Origin of the sequence: Komagataeibacter sp. FNDCF1 (assembly GCF_021295335.1) — a bacterium.
Lineage (GTDB): Bacteria > Pseudomonadota > Alphaproteobacteria > Acetobacterales > Acetobacteraceae > Komagataeibacter.
Window position 1 is genome coordinate 1,319,442 of sequence record NZ_JAIWOT010000001.1, and the last position, 20,948, is coordinate 1,340,389.

The following is a 20,948-nucleotide window of genomic DNA, read 5'->3' on the forward strand; positions in this document are numbered from 1 at the left end:
CCCGGGCCGCTCAGTCAAGGACGATGCGGGGCATCCACGGCTGTGCCTTCTCGCGGCGATCCTCGAAGGTCGTGATCGACTTTTCATGCTGCAGGGTCTGGTCAATATCATCCAGCCCTTCCAGCAGCAGCTGCTTGCGCAGCGGGTCGACCTCGAAGGGCACTTCGCTGCCATCGGGGCGCATGACGACCTGCCGTGGCAGGTCGATCGTGATGCGCGCATTGCCGCCCATGCGGGCATCTTCCATCAGCTGCTCACACACCGCGCGCGGCAGGGCGATGGGCAGGATGCCGTTCTTGAAACAGTTGTTATTGAAGATATCGGCAAAGGACGGCGCGATCACGCAGCGGATGCCAAAATCCAGCAGCGCCCAGGGCGCATGCTCGCGTGAGGAACCACAACCAAGGTTGTCATACGTGATCAGGATCTCGGCCTTGCGGTAAGGCTCCTGATTCAGCACGAAATCCGGATTTTCCGTACCATCGGGCCGGTAGCGCATGCTGTCGAACGCATGCACACCCAGGCCGGAGCGCCTGGTGGTCTTGAGAAACCGCGCCGGGATGATCTTGTCGGTATCGATGTTCTCTTCCGGCAGAGGGGCCGCCACGGCCGTGAGGACGTTGAATTTATCCATTGTCAGATCAGCTCCCGCACATCGGTCAGGGTTCCGGTTACGGCGGCCGCCGCCGCCATGGCAGGCGACAGCAGGTGCGTACGCCCGCCGGGCCCCTGCCTGCCCTCAAAATTACGGTTGGATGTGGAGGCACAGCGCTGGCCCGGCGTCAGCCGGTCGGGGTTCATGCCAAGGCACATGGAACACCCGGCCTCGCGCCACTCGAACCCGGCTTCCAGAAAAACCCTGTCCAGCCCTTCCTCTTCCGCCTGCGCCTTCACAATACCCGATCCGGGCACGATCATCGCCCGCACACCGGGGGCGACCTTGCGCCCCGCGGCAATGGCGGCGGCGGCCCGCAGGTCCTCGATCCGGCTGTTGGTGCATGACCCGATGAACACGACATCAACCGGCGTACCCGCGATCTTCTGTCCGGCCTGCAGCCCCATGTAGTCCAGCATGCGCTGCATCTGCGCGCGGCGGGCCGGGTCGGCTTCGGTGGCAGGATCGGGCACGGTGCCGGTGACGGGAATGACGGTCTCGGGGCTGGTGCCCCATGTCAGCACGGGGGTGATGTCTTCCGCGCGCAGTTCCACCACGCGGTCGTAATGGGCGCCCTCGTCGGCAGCCAGCGTCTTCCAGTAGGCCACGGCCTCGTCAAACGCCTCGCCTTTCGGCGCGAAGGGGCGGCCGCGCACGTATTCGAACGTGGTCTCGTCAGGTGCGACCAGTCCCGCGCGGGCACCGGCCTCGATCGACATGTTGCACACCGTCATCCGGCCCGCCATGTCCAGGTCACGAATGGCGGAGCCCGCGAACTCGATCACATGCCCCGTACCACCTGCTGTCCCGATATGGCCGATGATCGCCAGCATGATGTCTTTGGCAGTGACACCGGGGCCGACCTGCCCCTCGACGACGACCTTCATGTTCTTCGCGGGCTTCTGCAGGATGGTCTGGGTCGCCATCACATGCTCGACCTCGGACGTGCCGATACCGAATGCCAGCGCCCCCAGCGCGCCGTGGGTGGAAGTATGGCTGTCACCGCATACGATGGTCATGCCTGGCAGGGAAATCCCCTGTTCCGGCCCCACAACATGCACGATGCCCTGGCGCGCGGACAGCAGCGGGAAATACGGCACGCCGAATTCCTTCACGTTGCGTTCCAGCGTTTCGATCTGGTTGCGACTTTCGGGTTCCGCAATCGGCAGCGTGCGGTCGGATGTGGGCACGTTATGGTCCACCACCGCAACCGTCGCATCCGGATGGCGCAGGCGGCGGCCGCTCAGGCGCAGCCCCTCAAACGCCTGCGGGCTGGTGACTTCGTGCAGGAGATGACGGTCGATATAGAGGATGGCGGTCCTGTCCGGAAGGGTTTCGACCACATGGCTATCCCATATCTTGTCGAACAGTGTGCGCGGGGCCATCGTATTTTCCTCTCCCGGACGGAAACAGGCCGCCATCACGCGCGGGACAGGCACGTAACGGGCAGCCGGAAATTCTCAGGTAAAAAGCGTTTCGCCCGTTTCCACCACAATGGCGGGAAACGGGCGAAGGGTCGGCGTATTACTCGGCTGCGGCGGTGGCCGCGGGTGCCGCGACCTCACGCTTGCGCTCGGCAATACGGGCGGACTTGCCGCGACGGCCACGCAGGTAATACAGCTTCGCACGGCGGACAACGCCGCGACGGACAACCGTGATGTCCGCAATGGTGGGGGAATACAGCGGGAACACACGCTCCACGCCTTCACCGTTGGAAATCTTGCGCACGGTGAAGTTGCTGTTCAGGCCCTTGTTGGAGCGGGCGATCACAACGCCTTCGTAGTTCTGCACACGCTTGCGGGTGCCTTCGACCACTTCCACGCCGACACGCACGGTATCGCCCGGGGCGAATTCCGGTACGGCGCGCTTTGCGGTCAGGCGGGCGATCTCTTCCGCCTCGTATTTCTGGATGATGTTCATGATCCGGTCCTCGTTCGATAGGATTTCATGTTCAGTTCAGCCGGTCCGCATCGGCACGGGGGCCTACGGTCCGGGAAATGTCTTGACCCGCGCCCGCCCGGTAGGCGGCCCACAGGTCCGGCCGACGCGCCTGCGTCACCGTCTCGGATGCCGCGCGCCGCCATTCGGCGATCGCGGCATGATGACCGGACAGCAGGACTTCGGGCACGTCGCGCCCGTCCCATTGTGCCGGCTTGGTATAAAGCGGATATTCAAGCAGACCGTCGGAGAAGCTTTCCTCGACCGCACTTTCCCCCGATCCCATCACGCCCGGCAGCAGCCGCACGCAGGCATCAAGCAGCACAGTCGCCGCCACCTCCCCGCCCGACAGGACATAATCCCCTATCGAGACCTGTTCAGCACCCGAGGCTTCGAGCACGCGCTCATCCACCCCTTCGTACCGCCCACACAGCACCACGACACCCGGACCCGCCGCATACCGGCGGATATCCGCCTGCTGCAGCCGCCGTCCGCGCGGCGTGGGATAGACCAGCGGTCGCCCCGCCAGATCAATATCGGCAATGGCACCCGCCACGACATCGGGGCGCATGACCATGCCCGCCCCGCCGCCAAACGGCGTATCGTCCACAACCCGGTGCCGCCCCAGACCGTATGCGCGCATGTCACGCGCCTCCACGGACCAGATGCCACGTTCCAGCGCCCGCCCGGCCAGCGAATGGCCCAGCATGCCTGGAAACATGTCGGGGAACAGCGTCAGCGCCGTTACCTGCCACGTCATGGCGCATCTCCCTGCCCCGCCGTGCCGGGAAAGCATTCGACGGGCACCTCGATCTCATCGGGCTGGCAGATGGCGACCCATCCCGCGCCGACATTCACCACCGGCACGCAGGCTTCGGTGAATGGCAGCAGGATGCTTCCATCCGCGCCGTCAATTTCAAGGCTGGTGCCCGCACCATAGTCATGCACGGCGGCCACGCGGCCAACCACGTGCTCCGTGCCGTGTTCGCGCGCTTCCAGCCCGACCAGATCGGCGAAATAGAATTCGTCCTCATCCGTTTCGGGCAGGCTGGTGCGGGGCACGTACAGCTTGCGGTTGACCATCAGTTGGGCGGCTTCGCGGCTGTCAATGGCATTGCCTGCCGCATCATGCAGCCGTGCAATGCCATTGCCATGCCATGACAGCCGCCACGGACGGCCAAGGTCATCGACCAGTCCGGCATAGGCGGCCAGGTCTTCCGCCACGGCGGTGTAGCTGCGCACATGCACAAGCCCCCGCACGCCATGCGGACGACCCACCACACCCATCAGGACATGATCGCGGTTCATGGGATGACTGCCTGCCTTTCCTGCCTGTCTATCGCGTCAGCAGACTTACGCTGCGGCTGCTTCGGCAGCGGCGGCGGCACGTTCCTGTGCGCGCTTCTTGGGCGCGGACTTCTTGGGCTGCTCGTTCCAGGTCGGCTTCGGCGCCAGGCCGGCGTTGCCAAGGAAGCGGGCCACGCGGTCGGTCGGCAGCGCGCCGTTGGACAGCCAGTGGGTGATGCGCTCGCCCACCAGACGCACGCGGTCAGCATGGTCGGACGGCAGCATCGGGTTGTAGGAACCGACGCGCTCGATGAAGCGGCCATCACGCGGGGAGCGGCTGTCCGCCACAACGATGTGGTAGTAAGGACGCTTCTTCGCACCGGCGCGGGCGAGACGGATCTTGAGGCTCATTTAAGACTTCTCCAGACAGAAAAAAGGGAAAGAAAACGGAAACGGCGTTACGGGATCAGCCGAAAGGCGGACGCCCGCCGCCACCGGGGGGGCGTCCGCCATTGGGCATGAGGGCGGACAGGCCCTGACGCATCAGCCCCTTCACCCCCAGTTTGCTGAACCGCTTCATCATGGAGGCCATCGCGTCATACTGCTTGAGCAGACGGTTGATCTCCTGCACGGTCGTGCCGGACCCGGCGGCAATGCGCTTCTTGCGCGATGCCTTGATGATGGAGGGCGTGCGCCGCTCCTTGCGGGTCATGGATGAAATGATGGCCTGATGACGCTTGAGGACGGATGTATCAAGTTCCTTGTCCCCCAGCGCATCCTTCAGCTTGCCCATGCCGGGCAGCATGCCGAGGATACCGGAAATGGAACCCATCTTGTTGATCTGGCGGATCTGGGCCGCGTAGTCATCCAGATCGAACTTGCCCTGCATCATCTTGAGGGCAAGCTTCTCGCTTTCCTCATGATCCAGGGTATCGGCAGCCTTTTCCACCAGTCCGGCAATATCGCCCAGGCCAAGGATACGGCCCGCGACACGCTCGGGATGGAATTCCTCCAGCGCGTCCAGCTTCTCGCCCGAGCCGGTCAGCTTGATCGGCGCGCCGGTAATGGCACGCATGGACAGGGCGGCACCGCCACGGGCATCACCATCCATACGGGTCATGACAACGCCGGTCACGCCCACGGCCTCGTTGAATGCCTTGGCGGTGTTGACCGCGTCCTGCCCGGTCATGGCGTCGACCACCAGCAGGGTCTCGGCGGGATCGGTCTCGGCGCGGATGGCGCGGACCTCATCCATCAGGGCTTCATCGATCGACAGGCGGCCGGCGGTGTCGAGGATGACGATGTCATACCCCTCGCGCCGGCCCGTATCCATTGCCCGCTGCGCGATCTGTACCGGGGTCTGCCCCGCGATGATGGGCAGCGACGCCACACCCGCGCGTTCAGCCAGCTGCGCCAACTGCAGCTGGGCCGCGGGGCGCTGGGTATCAAGGCTGGCCAGCAGTACCTTCTTGCGCTCACGCTGCGCCAGACGGCGCGCGATCTTGCCCGATGTCGTGGTCTTGCCCGAACCCTGCAGGCCGACCATCAGGATCGGCACCGGCGGGGCCGCGTTCAGGTTCAGCGGAACGGCGCCCGCGCCACCCAGCGCGTCGATCAGCGCGTCATTGACGATCTTGGCGACGGCCTGACCGGGGGAAATGCTGTCCAGCACCTCATGCCCCACGGCGCGTTCACGAACCTTGTTGACGAAATCCTTGACGACAGGCAGCGCGACGTCGGCGTCCAGCATGGCCAGACGCACCTCGCGCATGGCTTCCGTAACATCGGCTTCCGACAGGGCCCCGCGCTTGGCGAGGCCATCGAACACACCGGAAAGCTTGCCTGACAGGGTCTCGAACAAAGTATTTCCCCAAAAGAGGACGCGCCACTGCGCGAACCCTCGCGAAGTGACGTGCCTGATTGTGCGGCGGATGTATCGCGCCCTGTCCCGCCCTGTCAAGCATTACGCGCGCTGGCATAAAAAAACGGCTGCCGGACAGTCCGGCAGCCGTTTTTCAGGTCCTGCCCCGCACGTGGCGGGGACGGGTTCCTTATTTCTTGCCATCTTCCGGCGGCGGCGGCGCGGTCAGCGCGCGCAGCTGCTCGTGCAGGCTTGCGACCTTGTCCTGCGTGGCGCGGATCTGGTTCAGCTGATCGGTGGTCAGGATATCGTGGATGCGGATGGCCGTCTGCAGGCGGGCCGCCTCATGCAGCTGGTGCATCTGGGCGATCTGCTGCTGCAGGCCAACGATCTGGGATTCATCAACCTTGCCCGGCGTGGCCAGCAGGTCCTGGATCTGCCTGTGAAGCTGGTGCTCCTTCTCCATGTCGGCATGGAAGTCCGGATGGCTGTCCTGCAGGATGGCCTTCAGCTTCTTGTGCTGGGCGGACGTCAGCTGGACATTCCCCAAGAAGGGCATGCCGCCAAACCCGCCGGGGCCACCCATGCCACCATTGCAGCCGGGGGGCGGCGGCGGGGCATGATGGGCGGCCAGGGCCTGACCGGACAGGCTTGCAAGACTACCGGCCACGGCGGCGGCCATAATCATTTTCTTCATCATGGGAACCAAGTCTACTCCTGTTATAACTCGTTCTCTACCCTGCATGCCTCAGGATGGTCATGCAAGGCCTGCAAACGCAACGCTACAACAGACCGACCGTTCCAATGCAGGCAAACTTGCTACAAAATGTAAGGAGCGCGGCCCGATGCCTCAGCCAAAGCGGCCGGTTATGTAGTCCTGCGTGCGTTTTTCACGCGGGGTGGTGAACATGCGGTCGGCACTGTCCACCTCCACCACCTCGCCCATATAGAAAAAGGCGACCTGATCGGCGCAGCGCGCGGCCTGCTGCAGGTTATGGGTGACGATGGCGATGGTGAAATCGGCTTTCAGCTCGTCCAGCAGTTCCTCGATCCGCGCGGTGGAGACCGGGTCCAGCGCACTGGTCGGTTCATCCAGCAGCACCACTTCCGGCCGGGTCGCTATGGTGCGCGCGATGCACAGCCGCTGCTGCTGGCCACCGGACAGGGCCGCCGCCGAATCGCGCAGCCTGTCCCGCACCTCGGACCACAGGGCGACGCGCCGGAGCACGTCCTCCACCCGCGCGTCCATCGCCGCACGGTCAAGCCGCTCGTGCAGGCGCACGCCAAAGGCTATGTTGTCATAGATCGACATCGGGAATGGCGTGGGCTTCTGGAACACCATACCCACACGCGCGCGCAGGACGTTCAGGTTCACTTTCGGGCCAAGGATGTTGCAACCGTCGAAAATGACCTCTCCCGTCGCTCGCTGGCCGGGATAAAGGTCATACATCCGGTTGAGCACACGCAGCAGCGTGGACTTGCCACACCCCGAAGGCCCGATCATGCCCGTGACCTGCCCCTGCGGAAAATCGATCGAGATGTTCCGGAGCGCATGGTTCGTGCCATAGTAGAAGTTCAGGTCACGGACCGATATGGCCGTGGGAACCGGGCTTTTTTCCGCTGCCATCATGTTCATTTCCTGTTCCGTCCCAGCCCCAGCCTTACGGTTATGTTTATCATCAGGATACCTGCCGTGATCAGCAGCGCGCCGGTCCACGCCAGCGCGGTCCAGTCGTCATACGCTGCCCCTGCGTACTGGTAGATGGTGACCGGCAGGCTGGCCATGGGCGCCGCGGGCGAGACCGACCAGTTCATGTTGCCAAGCGATGTGAACAGCAGCGGCGCCGTTTCGCCCGACACACGGGCAAGGGCGAGCAGGATGCCCGTTGTCACCCCGTCACGCGCAGCGCGCAGGCACACCAGCAGGATCACCCGCCACCGGGGCGCACCCAGTGCGATGGCCGCCTCCCGCATGGAAAGCGGCACGAGGCGCAGCATGTCCTCGGTCGTGCGCACCACCACGGGCACCACCAGCATGGACAGCGCCAGCGCCCCTGCCATGCCGGAGAAATGCCCCGTCGGCACCACCACGACCATGTAGATGAACAGCCCGACCAGAATGGACGGGGCCGAAAGCAGCAGGTCGGACACGAAGCGGACCAGATTGGTCAGCCGCCCGTCCGTTGCCGTGAATTCCGCAAGGTAGATACCCGCCAGCAGCCCGATGGGCGCACCGATCAGCACGGCAAGCCCGGTCTGGATCAGGCTGCCGACAATGGCGTTGGCAAGCCCGCCCCCCTGCCCCGGCGGGGCGGTGACATGCACCAGCGTAGCCCAGCGCAGCCCCCCGATTCCGTTGCGCACCAGCACGAACAGGATGGAAAACAGCATGAGCAGCACCAGCACCGTCGCAAGCCAGCACAGCACCGTTGCAATCCGGTCCACCATGCGCCTGCGCATGTCCGACAGGGTATTGCCCTGCCAGCGCGCCGCGGCGGCGGGATCCATCATGCCCTGCTCCTGACCCGCCATGCTCAGGCCGCCCTGCCGGTGCGCAGCAGCAGCCGCGAGCAGACCAGCGTACCAAGGGAGATGAGCATGAGCAGGAAGCCCGCCGCCATGAGCGAGGAGAATTTCAGGCTGCCCATCGCACTTTCAGGGAATTCCAGTGCGATGAGGGAGGCAATGGTGTTCCCCGGCGAGAACAGCGACCAGCCGATATGGTTGGCGTTGCCTATGACGAAGGTAATGGCCATCGTCTCCCCCAGCGCACGGCCCAGCCCCAGCATGATCCCGCCCACCACGGACGTACGCGACCACGGCAGGATGATGCGGCGCACGACCTCCCACCGGGTCATGCCCAGCCCGTAGGCGCTCTCCTTCAGCACGGCGGGAATGGACAGGAAGACATCACGCATCACGGCGGAAATGAACGGCGTGACCATGACAGCCAGGATCATGCCGCCGGTCAGGAACCCGGTGCCATAGGGCGCGCCGCGGAACATGATGCCGATACCGGGCACGCGGCCCAGCGTATGGCTGGCCAGCGGTTCCACATGATGGGCCATGAAGGGTACCAGCACCGCAAACCCCCACATGCCGAAAATGATGGACGGCACCGCCGCCAGCAGCTGGATCAGCGTGCCGATGACGCCTGCGATGCGGGCGGATGCGATTTCGGTCAGCCATACCGCAATGCCGAAGGCCAGCGGCACGGCCAGTGCTATGGCCAGAAGCGCGGTCACCAGCGTGCCGAACACGGGGGCAGCGGCACCAAAATGCTGTGTGACCGGATTCCACGCCGTGCCCAGCACGAAGCCGGGACCAAATGCCGCGAACGCGCCCCGCGCGCCCCACGCCATGACCACGACCATGCCACCCAGCCCCAGCAGAATCAGGACGGCGGCGCAACGGACAATGGTGGTGAATATGGTATCGCCATTGCCCCTTGCCCCCCCTGTCAGGGTCGAAGGGGATGTTGCAGACCGATCCATACAGAAGACCTCCGCGCCGCCACACGCATCACAGTTCTCGAAATTAGCGCCCGCGGGCACACCGGAATGCCGGGACCAATACTGGAGGTCACGCGGTTTCTGCAACCATCATGATCGCACATGGCGCAACTTTGCACCACATCACTGTATTTTTTTGCAATTTCGGGATGGCCCGGACCTTATTTCGTGGCAACCAGCAACAGGTCACGCAACACGCCCCGCCCCGCATCCACCGACAGGTTCCGCAGCACGAGCGCGTTGGGCTGCATGCCCCCGCGCGCCGCCACCGTCATGCCGCGCGTATGGGCACCCCGGCATTCCACATTCACATGCGCCAGATGCCCCTGGAAAATACCGGGGCTGAGCAGGGCCAGAAGCGGCGCCACGGCGGCAAGGCCGATATCCACCCCGCTGCCGCGCGCGCCACCATTGCGCGCTGCGACAAGTTCAGCATGCACCCTGCCCGCGACGGAGGCAGGACGACTCCCCATGCGCGCAAGCTGTTCCATCCACACCGCATCCGCCTTCAGCCGGCCGGTGCATTCCAGCGGCAGCATGGTGACGGGCACGCCGGCGGCCAGGACCGTGGCCGCCGCCTCCGGGTCGGCCGCGACGTTGCGTTCGGCGACCGATGTCGCATCCCCGGCCGTATGGAAGGCGCCCCCGCTGAATATGATCCCGTGCAGATGCGCGCCCACATCCGGCGCCTGCACCAGCGCCAGCGCCAGCGTGGTCAGCGGGCCGGAGCAGCACATGACGGCGCTGCCCGGCGGGCAGGCCCAGATGGCCTGGACCAGATGCGCCGCCCCCAGCCCGTCATTGCCCGGCGGCAGGTCATGCCCCACACCATCCGCCTGCACCATCGCGCCAGGGCAGCCTGCCTGCACGGCCACATCCCCCAGCCCGTAGTGCCGCAGCAGGTCACGTGCATGGCCCATGGCCACGCCCACCTCCGTTGCCCTGCCGCTGAACAGCACCAGCACCGGACGGACGTGATCGGGCACCTGCAGCGCCGCCAGCAGCGCCACCATTCCCTGCGCATCGGGGGTCAGATCGAGAATGATGGGGCGTGTCATGGGCATCCTGTCCTTGGCTTCGGGTTGGGCGCGTCAGTGGTGGTGGCGTGTTACAACAGTTCAGTCAACATCCGCGTGCACGGGCTGCCAGTACAGGGCACGCGCCAGCGCCCGGTCTACCCCCCACCAGAGCACCACGGTCATGACCGCCAGCACGGCCAGCGCCGCGAACATGAGATCGGTCTGGAAACGTGTGTTGGCCGTCTGCATGAGAAAGCCCAGCCCGGAGGATGCGCCAACCCATTCCCCCACCACCGCGCCGATGGGGGCGATGGCGGTAGCCATGCGCACGCCGGAGGCAAAGGAAGGCATGGCGGCGGGCAGCCTGACATGGACCAGCACCCGCCAGCGCGAAGCCCCCATGGTGCGGGCAAGGTCCATCCAGCCCGGCTCCGTCTGGCGCAGTCCATCGCCCAGCGCCGAGGTGACGGGAAAGAAGATGACCAGCACCGCCATGACCACCTTCGAACTCATGCCGAATCCGAACCACAGCACCAGCAGCGGCGCCAGGGCAAAGACCGGTACCGCCTGGCTGAGCAGGACCATGGGCATGACCCACCGCCGCAGCGGCGCCCACAGCGCCATGCCAATGGCAAGCGCGCTACCCGCGCCAATGCCAAGGACCAGGCCGAGCAGCGTTTCCTCCAGCGTGGTCAGCCCCGCGGGGGCAAGCTGCGCACGCTGGGTCCATAACGCGCGCGCCACGGCGGCGGGGGATGGCAGCATGTACGGCGGAATCCCCCCCCAGCGCGCAAGCCCGGCCCACAGTGCCACAAGTCCCGCCAGCGTCAGGACCGGGCGCAGGACCGCCATTGCGCGGGCGTAGGGCGTGGGGCCGGTCACTGCCGCAGCATCCGGCGCAGCAGTCCGGCCTGCGCGGCCAGCACGGCGGGATCATCCACCGGGCGGGGCACCGCGCCGGGGGGGGCCGCAATGGTACTGATCGTGGCAGGATAACCCGCCATGAGCAGCATGGTATCGGCCAGCCTGCAGGCCTCCAGCGGGTCATGGGTGATCAGCACGACGGTGCGCCCCGCCAGCATGCGCCCGGCCAGATCCTGCATGCGCGCGCGTGTGATGCTGTCCAGCGCGGAAAAGGGCTCATCCATCAGGATGACGGGACGGCCTTCATACAGCACGCGTGCCAGTGCCACGCGCTGGCGCATGCCACCCGACAGGGTTGCGGGACGGGCATCCGCCTGCGCCGCAAGCCCCACGCAGCCCAGCAGGTGGCGTGCGCGCGCGGGCTCCGGCCTGTCACCACGCAGGCGCGCACCCAGCATGACGTTGTGAAGTGCGCTTGCCCATGGCAGAAGCAGGTCCTGCTGGCCCATCCACGCAACCCGGCCGGCCAGGGGCTGCCCGTCATCGGCCACGATACGCCCGTGATCCGGGCGGGCCAGGCCGCCCAGCATGCGCAGCAGCGATGTCTTGCCCACCCCGCTTGCCCCCAGCAGGACGGTGATGCGCCCGCCCCCGATGCACAGATCCATGTCCCGCAACAGGGGGGCACCGTCAAAATCCAGCCCCACGCCCTCAAGCCGGATGGCGGGTGGCGCGCCGGTCATTTCCTGGCGCGTCTGGGGTAGGCTATGCCCAGCGCATCGCGCGCGGCGGTGGCCAGCTGGTCCACGCGCTCGTTATTCACGTCGCCCGAATGGCCGCGCACCCATTTCCATTCGATTTCGTGCCGCGCACTGATTTCCAGCAGCCTGCGCCACAGGTCCATGTTGGCCACCGGGTCGCCCGATGCATTGCGCCACTTGCGCCGCACCCAGCCCGTGCTCCAGCGCGTGATGCCGTTGCGCACGTATTCGCTGTCGGTATGCAGCACCACGCGGCACGGGCGTCTGAGTGCTTCCAGCGCCTCGGCCGCCGCCGTCAGTTCCATGCGGTTGTTGGTTGTCTCCGCCTCACCACCCGACAGTTCACGTTCCTGCCCGCGGTAGCACAGCAGGGCGCCCCAGCCACCGGGGCCGGGATTGGGCTTGCAGCCACCATCGGTCCAGATCTCGACCACGCCCGCACTGTCGGGCACGCTGGCCGCCGCACCGCTTTCTTCCGGTCCCGTATCCCCCACAACCATGACCCCTTCGTTGCTCATGGCAGGAAAGGTCCGCCCATGCGACTGGCACAGAACGCCATGCGCGCCGCGTAGTCCAGCGGGTCCTTGCGCGTGACCAGCGCATCGGCGGGGGTGTTGATCCAGTCATACAGCCTTGTGAGCGTGAACCGGATGGCGGCACCCGTGGCAAGGGTCGCAAGGGCCGCGTCCTCCGCATCCTCCAGCGGGCGTACGCGGCGATAAGCCTCCAGCATGGCGCCCGCACGCGCGGGCATGAACTGCCGCTGCGCGTCAAAGCACCATGCATTGATGGTAATGGCCAGATCGTAGGCGTACCAGTCCGTACAGGCGAAATAGAAGTCGATGATGCCCGACAGCCTGCCATCGCGGAAAAAGACGTTATCAGGAAAAAGATCGGCATGGATTTGCCCGCGCGGCAGGGTCGGGTTGTTGCCCACCCCCGGCCATGCGGGCAGCACGCGGGCCAGCACCGCCCCGATTTCGTGCACAAGGCCGGGACGGACCGCATCACCGCGCGCGCGACAGGCGTCAAGCAACCCGGTCCATGACTGCGGCCCCATGGAATTGGGGCGCTCGGCCACGTATCCTTCGCCCAGCAGGTGCAGCCGCGCCATGGCCGCGCCGACCTGCGCACACATGTCCGTATCGATCCGGGGCGACCACCCGCCGGGCAGGAAGGTGGTGATGGCGGCGGGCCTGCCGGCCAGCGTGCGCAGCGTGCGGCCCTGCCGGTCCGCCACCGGCAGCGGGCATGACAGCCCGCGCCCCGCCAGATACTGCATGAGCCCCAGGAACCATGGCAGTTCGTCAGGATCCACCCGGCGCTCGTACAGCGTCAGGATGAAGGTGGCCTGTGTGGTCTTCAGCAGGAAATTGCTGTTCTCCACACCTTCCGCAATGCCGTGGCAGGACAGGAGCCTGCCGATGTCATAGCCTTCGAGAAACGCCTCCAGCGCATCTTCCGGCACTTCGGTATAGACTGCCATGGAAAGTTACGGTTCAGCCCAGCGGCGCCGGCAGGCGGAAGGCCACGTTTTCTTCCTTCACGGTGATTTCCTCGATCTCGAGCGTGAAGCGCTTGGCCAGGGCGGCCACCATTTCCTGCACCAGTGATTCGGGGGCGGACGCACCCGCGGTGATGCCCAGCGTGGAGACACCGTCCAGCGCCGACCAGTCCAGCGCGTTCAGGCGCGGCACCAGCAGGGCGCGTGGCGCGCCCGAACGCTCCGCCACTTCGCGCAGGCGCTGCGAGTTGGAGGAATTGGGCGAGCCGATCACGATCACCAGGTCACAGCCGGGTGCTATGGCCTTGACCGCTTCCTGCCGGTTGGTGGTGGCGTAGCAGATGTCCTCGCGCCGCGGCCCCTCGATCAGGGGGAAGCGGTCGCGCAGGATGTCCACGATCTCCGCCGTGTCATCGACGGACAGGGTGGTCTGGGTGATGAAGGCCAGCCGTGTCGGGTCGGCGGGCTGGACGGTGCGGGCTTCCTCCGCATCGTTGATCAGGGTGACCGCACCGTTGGGCAACTGGCCCATCGTGCCTACGACCTCGGGGTGGCCCGCATGGCCGATCATCAGGATATGGCGGCTTTCGGGCCCGCCATCGGCGAAGTGGCGCTCGGCCTCGCGGTGCACTTTCGACACCAGCGGGCAGGTTGCGTCCAGATACAGCAGATTACGGCGCTCGGCCTCGGCCGGAACGGTCTTGGGCACGCCATGGGCGGAGAAGACGACCTGGCCATCGGCGGGCACTTCATCGAGTTCCTCGACAAAGATCGCGCCCTGCGCCTCCAGCGTTTCGACCACGGTGCGGTTATGGACGATTTCATGGCGGACATAGACCGGCGCGCCGTAGCGGCGGATCGCTTCCTCCACGACACGGATGGCACGATCGACGCCTGCGCAGAATCCGCGCGGGCCTGCAAGCAGGACCCTGAGCACGCGGGGCGGCGCGTCGGTGGGGGCAGTGGTATCGGGCGTATGAATCATCTGGTCGGGCATGGTGTTCCCCAAACATCCGGCGGGCGGTATAGGATACGGGCCACGATCTGCTAGAGTTCCGGCGCCGGGATCCCGTGTTATGGGTCCGGCCCTACGCAAACCGTGACAATGGCGCAAGCCATTTTCCTGTCGATCCTAACGTATTGTGCCATGCCTGTCCTCCCCCGTTGCCCTGCCAGCTTCCCCCCGCACCGCTCGTGGCGGGATTTCATCCACACCTGACCCACCCGGAATACCTGCATGCTTCCTGCCCTTCCGCTGTCGCGCCTGCGCCGCACCGCCCTGCAATTCTGTGCCGTGGCCAGCCTGCCCCTGCTGGCCGCCTGCAGCAGCGAATCCGATTCGATCGATTTCGCTCCCGCCTGCCCCGTGGTGGAAATTCCCGGCGAGGCGGCCGACTACTACCAGTATTCCGGCACCGACCATGACGTGACCCATCTGGTGGCGCGCGCCAGCCTGACGCGCGTGGTGGGATCATGCGAAGCGGGGCCACATCGCAGCGTGATGACCAACATGAAGATCGGGCTGCATGTCGAGCGTGGGCCAGCATCCAAGGTGGACTTTGTCAATGTTCCGTATTTTGTCGCCGTCGTGTTCAATGGCGAGATCAAGAGCAAGAAGGAATTCGTGGCCCACGTCTCCTTCGAGGACGGACGCATGCAGGACCTGACCCATACCAGCAACATCCCCATCAGCCTGCCCGTGTCGCGTCACATCCACAGCGACCAGTACCATCTGGAAATCGGCTTCCAGCTGACCAAGGCACAGCTTGACTTCAACCGTGCGCATCTGGTCATGCCCTCCTTTCACAAGATGTAAGGCAGCGCCTTGGCCAGCCTCCCCGTCCAGCGTGAACTGACATGGCGCGGCATCGTGATCGGCGCGCTGATCACCGTGGTCTTCACCGCGTCGAATGTCTATCTCGGGCTGCGCATCGGCCTGACCATCGCCACGTCCATCCCCGCCGCCGTCATTTCCATGGCGGTGCTGCGGGTGCTGGGCGGCGGCACGATACTCGAAAACAACCTCGTGCAGACCCAGGCTTCCGCCGCGGGCACGCTGGCCTGCGTGTTCGCCAGCCTGCCAGCACTGCTGATGGGTGGGTTCTGGCAGCATTTCCCCTTCGTCCAGGCCGCCGTGCTCACGGCCGCGGGCGGCATGACCGGGGTGCTGTTCACCATCCCCCTGCGCCGGGTCATGCTGCGCGATGCGACGCTGTCCTTTCCCGAAGGGGTGGCCGCGGCCGAGATCCTGCGCGCGGGTGCAACGCGGGAAGACCCTGAAAGCATCCGCGCCCTGCTGCATGGCGGCATGCTGGCGGCCGTACTCACCTTTGCCTCCACCGGGCTGCGCCTGCTTGGCAATGGCCTGACCGCGACCGTCGTGGCCGGGGGAACCGCCTTGCGCCTGTCCGTCGGGTTCTCGCCCGCCCTGCTGGGGGCGGGCTACCTGGTCGGGCTTGCAGGCGGGCTGGCCATGCTGGCGGGCGCGCTGCTGACGTGGGAAGTGCTCATTCCCGCCATGGCGCAGGTCATGCCCAACCCCGCGGGGCTTGCGCCAGGCGACTTCGCGGCCCTGCTGTGGCGGGAAAAAGCCCGCTTCATCGGCGTGGGACTGATCGGGGTGGCGGCGATCTGGACCGTGCTGCGCATGGGCCGCCCGCTGCTGAACAGCGTGCGCCTGCTGCTGGTCCGTCCCGCCGCCGATGCAGCCCCCGCGCGGACCGACACCGATCTGTCACCCCGGGCCATACGCGCCATGGCAGGCATCGTGCTGGTGCTGGTCGGGAGCATGTTCTTCGTCTTTGCCCGTGGCAGCGTGCCCTTCGGTCCCGCACTCGCAGCCGCACTGGCCGGGCTTGCCTGCTGCGCGGGGCTGGGGCTGTTCGTGGCGGCGGCGTGCGGTTACATGGCCGGGCTGGTGGGATCATCCTCATCCCCCATTTCCGGCGTGACCATCCTGGCGGCCATGTGCGTGGCATGCGTGTTCGTGGTGCTGCGTGCGACGGGACTGTTCGCGGGGGTGGCGGGGCAGCATTTCACCATCGGGTTCTGCCTTTACGCACTGACCGCCATCACCGCCTCCGCCGCCATTGCCAATGACAACCTGCAGGACCTGAAAACCGGGCAGATGATCGGCGCGACACCATGGAAGCAGGAAGCCGCGCTGCTGATCGGCTGCGTAAGCGGGGCGGTTGTCATCCCGCCGGTCCTGAACGTGCTGTACCAGACCTATGGCTTCGTGGGGGCCATGCCGCATGCGGGCATGGACGCCACACAGGCGCTGGCCGCCCCCCAGCCCGCGCTGCTGCTCATGATCACATCGGGCATTTTCCTGCACCAGCTGGACTGGAACCTGCTGCTGCTGGGGGCCGTGGCGGGCTGCGCGCTGATCGGCATTGACGCGGCGCTGCGCCGGACGGGCCGGGGCAGCCTGCCCCCGCTGGCTGTGGGCATTGGCATCTACCTGCCGATGAACGTGTCCGTCACCCTGGCCCTGGGCGCGCTTCTGGGCAGTCTCATCAACCGGCTGAACCCGCATGCGGGCGTCCATCGTGGCACCATGATCGCGTCGGGCCTGATCGTGGGGGAAAGCCTGACAGGGGTGGTGCTGGCCTGCCTGTCCGCCCTGAGCGGGCGGGACAGTCCGCTGTCGCTCCTGCCCCATGGCATGCCTGCCATGGTGACGGACATGGCAGGCCTTGCCGCGTTTGGCCTGCTGTGCGTGTGGTTCTGCCGCACCCAGATCCGCCCGCCCGCCAGATAATGGCCATACGGGGCATGGACGCGCGCGGCGGTTCCGTGGCACGCTGCCCCGATGTGCAGCCCTTTTGACAGCCTGGACTTCCCCCGTCCCACACGGGATGCCCTTGCCCTGCGCTTTGGCCAGGTCTCCACCCTGCTTGACCAGGCCAACGTGCCCGATGCCGCCCGCCTGTTCGACTCCATCCGTCGCGACTATGAAAGCTGGGCCGCACTGGTCGACCTGCGCTTTGCACAGGACACTACAAGCCCCGACGCCCGCGCCGAACGTGATTACGCCGATGCGCTGACCCCTTTTGTCACGGCGCACGAAGTCACGCTCAAGCGCAGGCTGCTGGAATATCCCGACCCCACGGCGGTGGCGCAGGTCCTGACCCCCCATACGCTGGAACTGTGGCGCACCGACATCACGACCTTTGACCCCCGCATTGCCGATGCGCTGGAGGAGGAAGCCCGGCTGAGCGGTGAATACACGGCGCTTCTGGCCGGCGCGCGGGTGGAAATCGGCGGGGAGAGCGTAAACCTGTCCGGTCTCGCCCCCTATGCCGAAAGCACGGACCGCGCCGTGCGCCATGAGGCGGAACAGGTGCGCTGGGCCTTCTTTGAAGAAAATGCCACCCGCCTTGACACCCTGTTCGACCAGATGGTGAAGCTGCGCCACGGCATGGCGCGCACGCTGGGCTACGAGTCCTACATTCCACTGGCCTACCGCCGCATGCGCCGGGTAGATTACGGGCCTGCGGATGTCGCGCGCTTCCGTGCCGACGTGCTGGAACATGTCGTGCCGCTGGTGCACGACATCCTGCGCCAGCGATGCGAGGCCATGGGATGGGAAGTCCTGTATTCATGGGATGAACCGCTGATCGACCCGCTTGGCAATCCGCGCCCGGCGGGCGGGGCCGACCTGCTCATGTCCCGTGCCCGGACCATGTTCGACCGCATGGGCGGTGATCTGGGCCATTTTTACAGCCAGATGCGCGATGGCGGCTATCTGGACCTGATCAACCGCGCGGGCAAGGCGGGGGGCGGGTTCTGCACGTCGTTTCCCACCATTGGCATGCCGTTCATCTTCGCCAACTTCAATGGCACGCAGCATGACATAAACGTCTTTACCCACGAAATGGGGCATGCCTACCAGAACTGGAAAAGCCGCAGCCTGCCAGCGGTGGACCTGCTGTGGCCCACCATGGACGCAGCCGAGATCAATTCCATGGCGCTGGAATTCCTGACCTGGCCGCATCTGGACCTGATGGTCGAACCGGGACAGGGGGCGCGCTTCCGGCAGATGCACCTGATCTCCTCGCTGTCGTTCCTGCCTTATGGCGTATGCGTCGACCACTTCCAGCATGAAGTCTATGCCCGCCCGGACATGACACCCGCCGAGCGCAACGCCACATGGCGCACGCTGGAACAGCGCTACCTGCCGTGGCGCGACTATGGCGACCTGTCCTATACTGCATCCGGTGGCCGGTGGCAGGCACAGGGGCATATCTACCGCTCCCCCTTCTATTACATCGACTACGCACTGGCGCTGTGCTGCGCCATGCAGTTCTGGATCCGCAGCCGCACCGATACGGCGGGCGCCATGCAGGCCTATGTCGACCTGTGCGCGCAGGGGGGCGCGCAACCTTTTACCCGGCTGGTGCGTTCGGCGGGACTGCAGTCCCCCTTCCAGCCCGGCACGCTGGCCGATGTGGTCCGCACTGCGCGCGATATCCTGAACGCCTGATCCCGAACGTGTGACCGGCCACACGGCTGGCCCGCACGGCGTGCCGGGCAGGCCCGTCACACGGCGCGACCGGCGGGGCAGTCGTCCAGCCATGCCGCAGCCCCCGTGTCCTGTACCCCTGGGGAAAAACCATGCCCATATCCTCCACGCCCACACCATCGCCTGAACGCACGCTGTGCAAGACCGTGGCGGTCCTTGTACTGACGGGACTGTTCATGCTCAGCCTGCGGTTCAGCGCAACCGTGGCCGGTTTTGTGGACCGGATCGCGGGCACGGGGCTGTGGCTGTCCGTCTACCGTCTTGCCGGTGCCAGCGACGCCACCGAGCAGGAGCGGCTGATCGTGATGGCGGTGGCCCTGACATGCTGCCTGCTGGCCGTATGCGTGGTGGAAGTGGCGGACAGGCTGCTCACCCGCATCCGCCCGCCGCGCTCATGACGGGTCACGCTGCCAGAAAAAGGTGAGTTCATGCTTGTTGTGCCACAGATGCACGACACGGCCACCGGGAATGGCGGCAAAGGCGTCCGCCGTTTCATGATCGGTCTCGCCCTGGAACTTGATGGTCATGACGATGCGCGCCGCCCGGCCCGACGCGATCCATCGCCGTGCCAGCGCCAGCAGCCGCGCGGGATAAGCGATGATATCGGAAAACAGCCAGTCCACCGGCGCACAGTCCTGCGGGTCCAGCCCGAACGCGCTTTCGTACCGGCAGGTGACATTGGGCAGCCCGGCCACGTTTTCCGCCAGCGGGGAGCGGTCTATGGCGGTGACATGCGCCCCGCAACCGGCCGCAACCCAGGTCCACCCGCCAGGACAGGCCCCCAGGTCCAGGCAGGTTTCACCCGCCACGGGCCAGCGGCCAAGGCGCAGCAGGGCCTCCCACAGCTTGAGATAGGCGCGTGATGGCGGGTCGGTCCGGTTTTCCACGAACTCGACCTCCCCATTCACGAATGGCGAGGACTTGGTGCGCGACAGCAGCAGCCTGTCGGGCGAAAGCAGCGTCCATGCGCCCAGATGGGCATCCGGGGCCGTGGCGGGAAAGAAAACGGGTCTGGGACGCAGCGGCGGCAGCGCGTCAGCCACCAGCGCGCAGCGACGGTACAGCATGGGCGCATATCCCGCCCAGTTGCGCTGGATCGCCCGCATGATGCGGGCCGCCCCCTTGATGGAGGGCACATCATGCGTCTCCGGCGCATCCCATATGTCCAGCGCCCACAGGCTTGCCACCGGCGGCAGGCCGGACAGCGCCAGACGGCCGTGCCAGCACAGCTCCCCCGCCCCCCTGCGCGCCAGTTCCTGTGCCAGAACCGGCTCAAACCCTGGGGCGGCCAGATAGGCGCTGCGTACGGGCCAGGGGGGACGCGTCACCTCTGGTGCCGATACATCCCGGGGTGCGTCCCTGTGTATCACGTCCCGCTGCGTCATGACCGCATGACCCCCACGGCCAGAAGCAGCCAGGCCGCCATGAGCAGGCTGCCACCCGTGGGCGCCACCGGCCCCGGATGGATTCCCCAGAACGCGGTCAGCGCAACACCGGTCGTGAACAGCACGGTACCCACCGCCATGAGACAGCCCGCAACGGAAACCAGCGCGCGACACCCCTGCTGGATCATGAGCACCGACACGCCAATAATGGCCAGCGCGTGCCACATCTGCATCTGTATGGCCTGGCGCGCCATGTCGCGCCCCCCCTCGGCAAAGAAGCGGTCCGGCAGATGAGCGGTCAGCGCGCCCCCCATGACGGCGGCAAACGCGGCCAGCGCCGCAAAACACAAGAGAAACCTGACAACAGTAGGCATGAAGGATATCCGCAGGAACCGGGTGACAACCCGCCAGTGGTGCGGGCGGGCACACCCTACTCCCCGCATGGGGTCATCGTATAGGCCAGCCACGCGGGAGACTGCCGTGCCGTACGGGTCATGCTGCCCCTTCATGCATGGGGAACGATGCCCTATCGTACCCGCACCACCTGCAACTGCGGCATCCTGCCCGGGCCAGCCCGGCGTGCTGCCGTCGTCCCCGATACCGGGCCGGGGCTGCATGTCGGCTTTATATGGCAC

Annotated in this window: 23 protein-coding genes; 4 read left to right on the forward strand and 19 right to left on the reverse strand. The window is 66.1% G+C overall.

Annotated features, from left to right (window positions below):
• Window positions 1-10: 10 nt before the first annotated feature.
• The 17 genes from leuD to ispH form a co-directional block, all read right to left on the reverse strand.
• Window positions 11-634 (reverse strand): 3-isopropylmalate dehydratase small subunit, encoded by a 624-nt coding sequence (gene leuD, locus LDL32_RS06260; RefSeq protein ID WP_233065252.1) that lies wholly within the window; start codon window positions 632-634, stop codon window positions 11-13.
• Window positions 635-636: 2 nt separating this feature from the next.
• Window positions 637-2,040 carry a 3-isopropylmalate dehydratase large subunit gene (gene leuC, locus LDL32_RS06265; RefSeq protein ID WP_233065255.1) on the reverse strand — a complete coding sequence of 468 codons (1,404 nt, stop codon included), beginning with the start codon at window positions 2,038-2,040 and terminating at the stop codon, window positions 637-639.
• A 139-nt stretch (window positions 2,041-2,179) separates the two neighbouring features.
• The gene (rplS, locus tag LDL32_RS06270) at window positions 2,180-2,575 is read right to left on the reverse strand and encodes a 50S ribosomal protein L19 (RefSeq protein ID WP_233065258.1); all 396 of its coding nucleotides are present in this window, start codon (window positions 2,573-2,575) and stop codon (window positions 2,180-2,182) included.
• A 31-nt stretch (window positions 2,576-2,606) separates the two neighbouring features.
• Window positions 2,607-3,353, reverse strand: coding sequence for a tRNA (guanosine(37)-N1)-methyltransferase TrmD (gene trmD / locus LDL32_RS06275; RefSeq protein WP_233065260.1), 747 nt, complete (start codon window positions 3,351-3,353; stop codon window positions 2,607-2,609).
• Window positions 3,350-3,901 (reverse strand): ribosome maturation factor RimM, encoded by a 552-nt coding sequence (gene rimM, locus LDL32_RS06280; protein WP_233065262.1) that lies wholly within the window; start codon window positions 3,899-3,901, stop codon window positions 3,350-3,352. The genes trmD and rimM overlap by 4 nt, the downstream gene beginning before the upstream one ends.
• Window positions 3,902-3,946: 45 nt before the next feature.
• Window positions 3,947-4,291: a 30S ribosomal protein S16 gene (rpsP, locus tag LDL32_RS06285; protein ID WP_233065264.1), complete on the reverse strand. Its 345-nt coding sequence runs from the start codon at window positions 4,289-4,291 to the stop codon at window positions 3,947-3,949.
• 55 nt (window positions 4,292-4,346) lie between these two features.
• On the reverse strand, window positions 4,347-5,741 hold the full coding sequence (ffh, locus tag LDL32_RS06290; protein ID WP_048855706.1) for a signal recognition particle protein: 1,395 nt from the start codon (window positions 5,739-5,741) through the stop codon (window positions 4,347-4,349).
• 190 nt (window positions 5,742-5,931) lie between these two features.
• Entirely contained in the window at window positions 5,932-6,441 is a 510-nt protein-coding gene (locus tag LDL32_RS06295; protein WP_233065266.1) for a periplasmic heavy metal sensor, read from the reverse strand.
• Window positions 6,442-6,591: 150 nt separating this feature from the next.
• Window positions 6,592-7,377: a phosphate ABC transporter ATP-binding protein PstB gene (pstB, locus tag LDL32_RS06300; protein WP_233065268.1), complete on the reverse strand. Its 786-nt coding sequence runs from the start codon at window positions 7,375-7,377 to the stop codon at window positions 6,592-6,594.
• Window positions 7,374-8,252 (reverse strand): phosphate ABC transporter permease PstA, encoded by an 879-nt coding sequence (pstA, locus tag LDL32_RS06305; protein ID WP_233065270.1) that lies wholly within the window; start codon window positions 8,250-8,252, stop codon window positions 7,374-7,376. The genes pstB and pstA overlap by 4 nt, the downstream gene beginning before the upstream one ends.
• 23 nt (window positions 8,253-8,275) lie before the next feature.
• Window positions 8,276-9,235 carry a phosphate ABC transporter permease subunit PstC gene (gene pstC, locus LDL32_RS06310; protein ID WP_233065273.1) on the reverse strand — a complete coding sequence of 320 codons (960 nt, stop codon included), beginning with the start codon at window positions 9,233-9,235 and terminating at the stop codon, window positions 8,276-8,278.
• Between the two features lie 179 nt (window positions 9,236-9,414).
• Window positions 9,415-10,311, reverse strand: coding sequence for a nucleoside hydrolase (locus LDL32_RS06315; protein WP_233065275.1), 897 nt, complete (start codon window positions 10,309-10,311; stop codon window positions 9,415-9,417).
• A 60-nt stretch (window positions 10,312-10,371) separates the two neighbouring features.
• Window positions 10,372-11,124: an ABC transporter permease gene (locus tag LDL32_RS06320; RefSeq protein WP_233068731.1), complete on the reverse strand. Its 753-nt coding sequence runs from the start codon at window positions 11,122-11,124 to the stop codon at window positions 10,372-10,374.
• Between the two features lie 26 nt (window positions 11,125-11,150).
• Window positions 11,151-11,879, reverse strand: a complete 729-nt coding sequence (locus LDL32_RS06325; RefSeq protein ID WP_233065277.1) for an ABC transporter ATP-binding protein — start codon at window positions 11,877-11,879, stop codon at window positions 11,151-11,153.
• Window positions 11,876-12,397, reverse strand: coding sequence for a ribonuclease HI (gene rnhA / locus LDL32_RS06330; protein WP_370636754.1), 522 nt, complete (start codon window positions 12,395-12,397; stop codon window positions 11,876-11,878). The genes LDL32_RS06325 and rnhA overlap by 4 nt, the downstream gene beginning before the upstream one ends.
• Window positions 12,398-12,411: 14 nt before the next feature.
• Window positions 12,412-13,383, reverse strand: a complete 972-nt coding sequence (locus LDL32_RS06335; RefSeq protein WP_233065279.1) for a homoserine kinase — start codon at window positions 13,381-13,383, stop codon at window positions 12,412-12,414.
• A gap of 13 nt (window positions 13,384-13,396) precedes the next feature.
• Complete coding sequence (gene ispH / locus LDL32_RS06340) at window positions 13,397-14,386, reverse strand: 4-hydroxy-3-methylbut-2-enyl diphosphate reductase (RefSeq protein ID WP_233068738.1); 990 nt, start codon at window positions 14,384-14,386, stop codon at window positions 13,397-13,399.
• A gap of 252 nt (window positions 14,387-14,638) precedes the next feature.
• Here ispH and LDL32_RS06345 point away from each other — a divergent pair, with 252 nt between their 5' ends.
• The 4 genes from LDL32_RS06345 (at window position 14,639) to LDL32_RS06360 (ending at window position 19,326) form a co-directional block, all read left to right on the forward strand.
• Window positions 14,639-15,217 (forward strand): hypothetical protein, encoded by a 579-nt coding sequence (locus LDL32_RS06345; protein WP_233065281.1) that lies wholly within the window; start codon window positions 14,639-14,641, stop codon window positions 15,215-15,217.
• Between the two features lie 9 nt (window positions 15,218-15,226).
• Window positions 15,227-17,164: an OPT family oligopeptide transporter gene (locus tag LDL32_RS06350; RefSeq protein ID WP_233065282.1), complete on the forward strand. Its 1,938-nt coding sequence runs from the start codon at window positions 15,227-15,229 to the stop codon at window positions 17,162-17,164.
• Between the two features lie 51 nt (window positions 17,165-17,215).
• Complete coding sequence (locus LDL32_RS06355) at window positions 17,216-18,889, forward strand: M3 family oligoendopeptidase (protein WP_233065284.1); 1,674 nt, start codon at window positions 17,216-17,218, stop codon at window positions 18,887-18,889.
• Window positions 18,890-19,026: 137 nt separating this feature from the next.
• Window positions 19,027-19,326, forward strand: a complete 300-nt coding sequence (locus LDL32_RS06360; protein ID WP_233068739.1) for a hypothetical protein — start codon at window positions 19,027-19,029, stop codon at window positions 19,324-19,326.
• Here LDL32_RS06360 and LDL32_RS06365 read toward each other — a convergent pair.
• Together LDL32_RS06365 and LDL32_RS06370 are read right to left on the reverse strand one after the other, a co-directional pair.
• Entirely contained in the window at window positions 19,321-20,313 is a 993-nt protein-coding gene (locus LDL32_RS06365; protein ID WP_233065286.1) for an SAM-dependent methyltransferase, read from the reverse strand. The genes LDL32_RS06360 and LDL32_RS06365 overlap by 6 nt on opposite strands.
• A complete protein-coding gene (locus LDL32_RS06370; protein WP_233065287.1) occupies window positions 20,310-20,687 on the reverse strand; it encodes a DUF423 domain-containing protein in 378 nt (125 codons plus the stop codon). The genes LDL32_RS06365 and LDL32_RS06370 overlap by 4 nt, the downstream gene beginning before the upstream one ends.
• Between the last annotated feature and the right edge of the window lie 261 nt (window positions 20,688-20,948).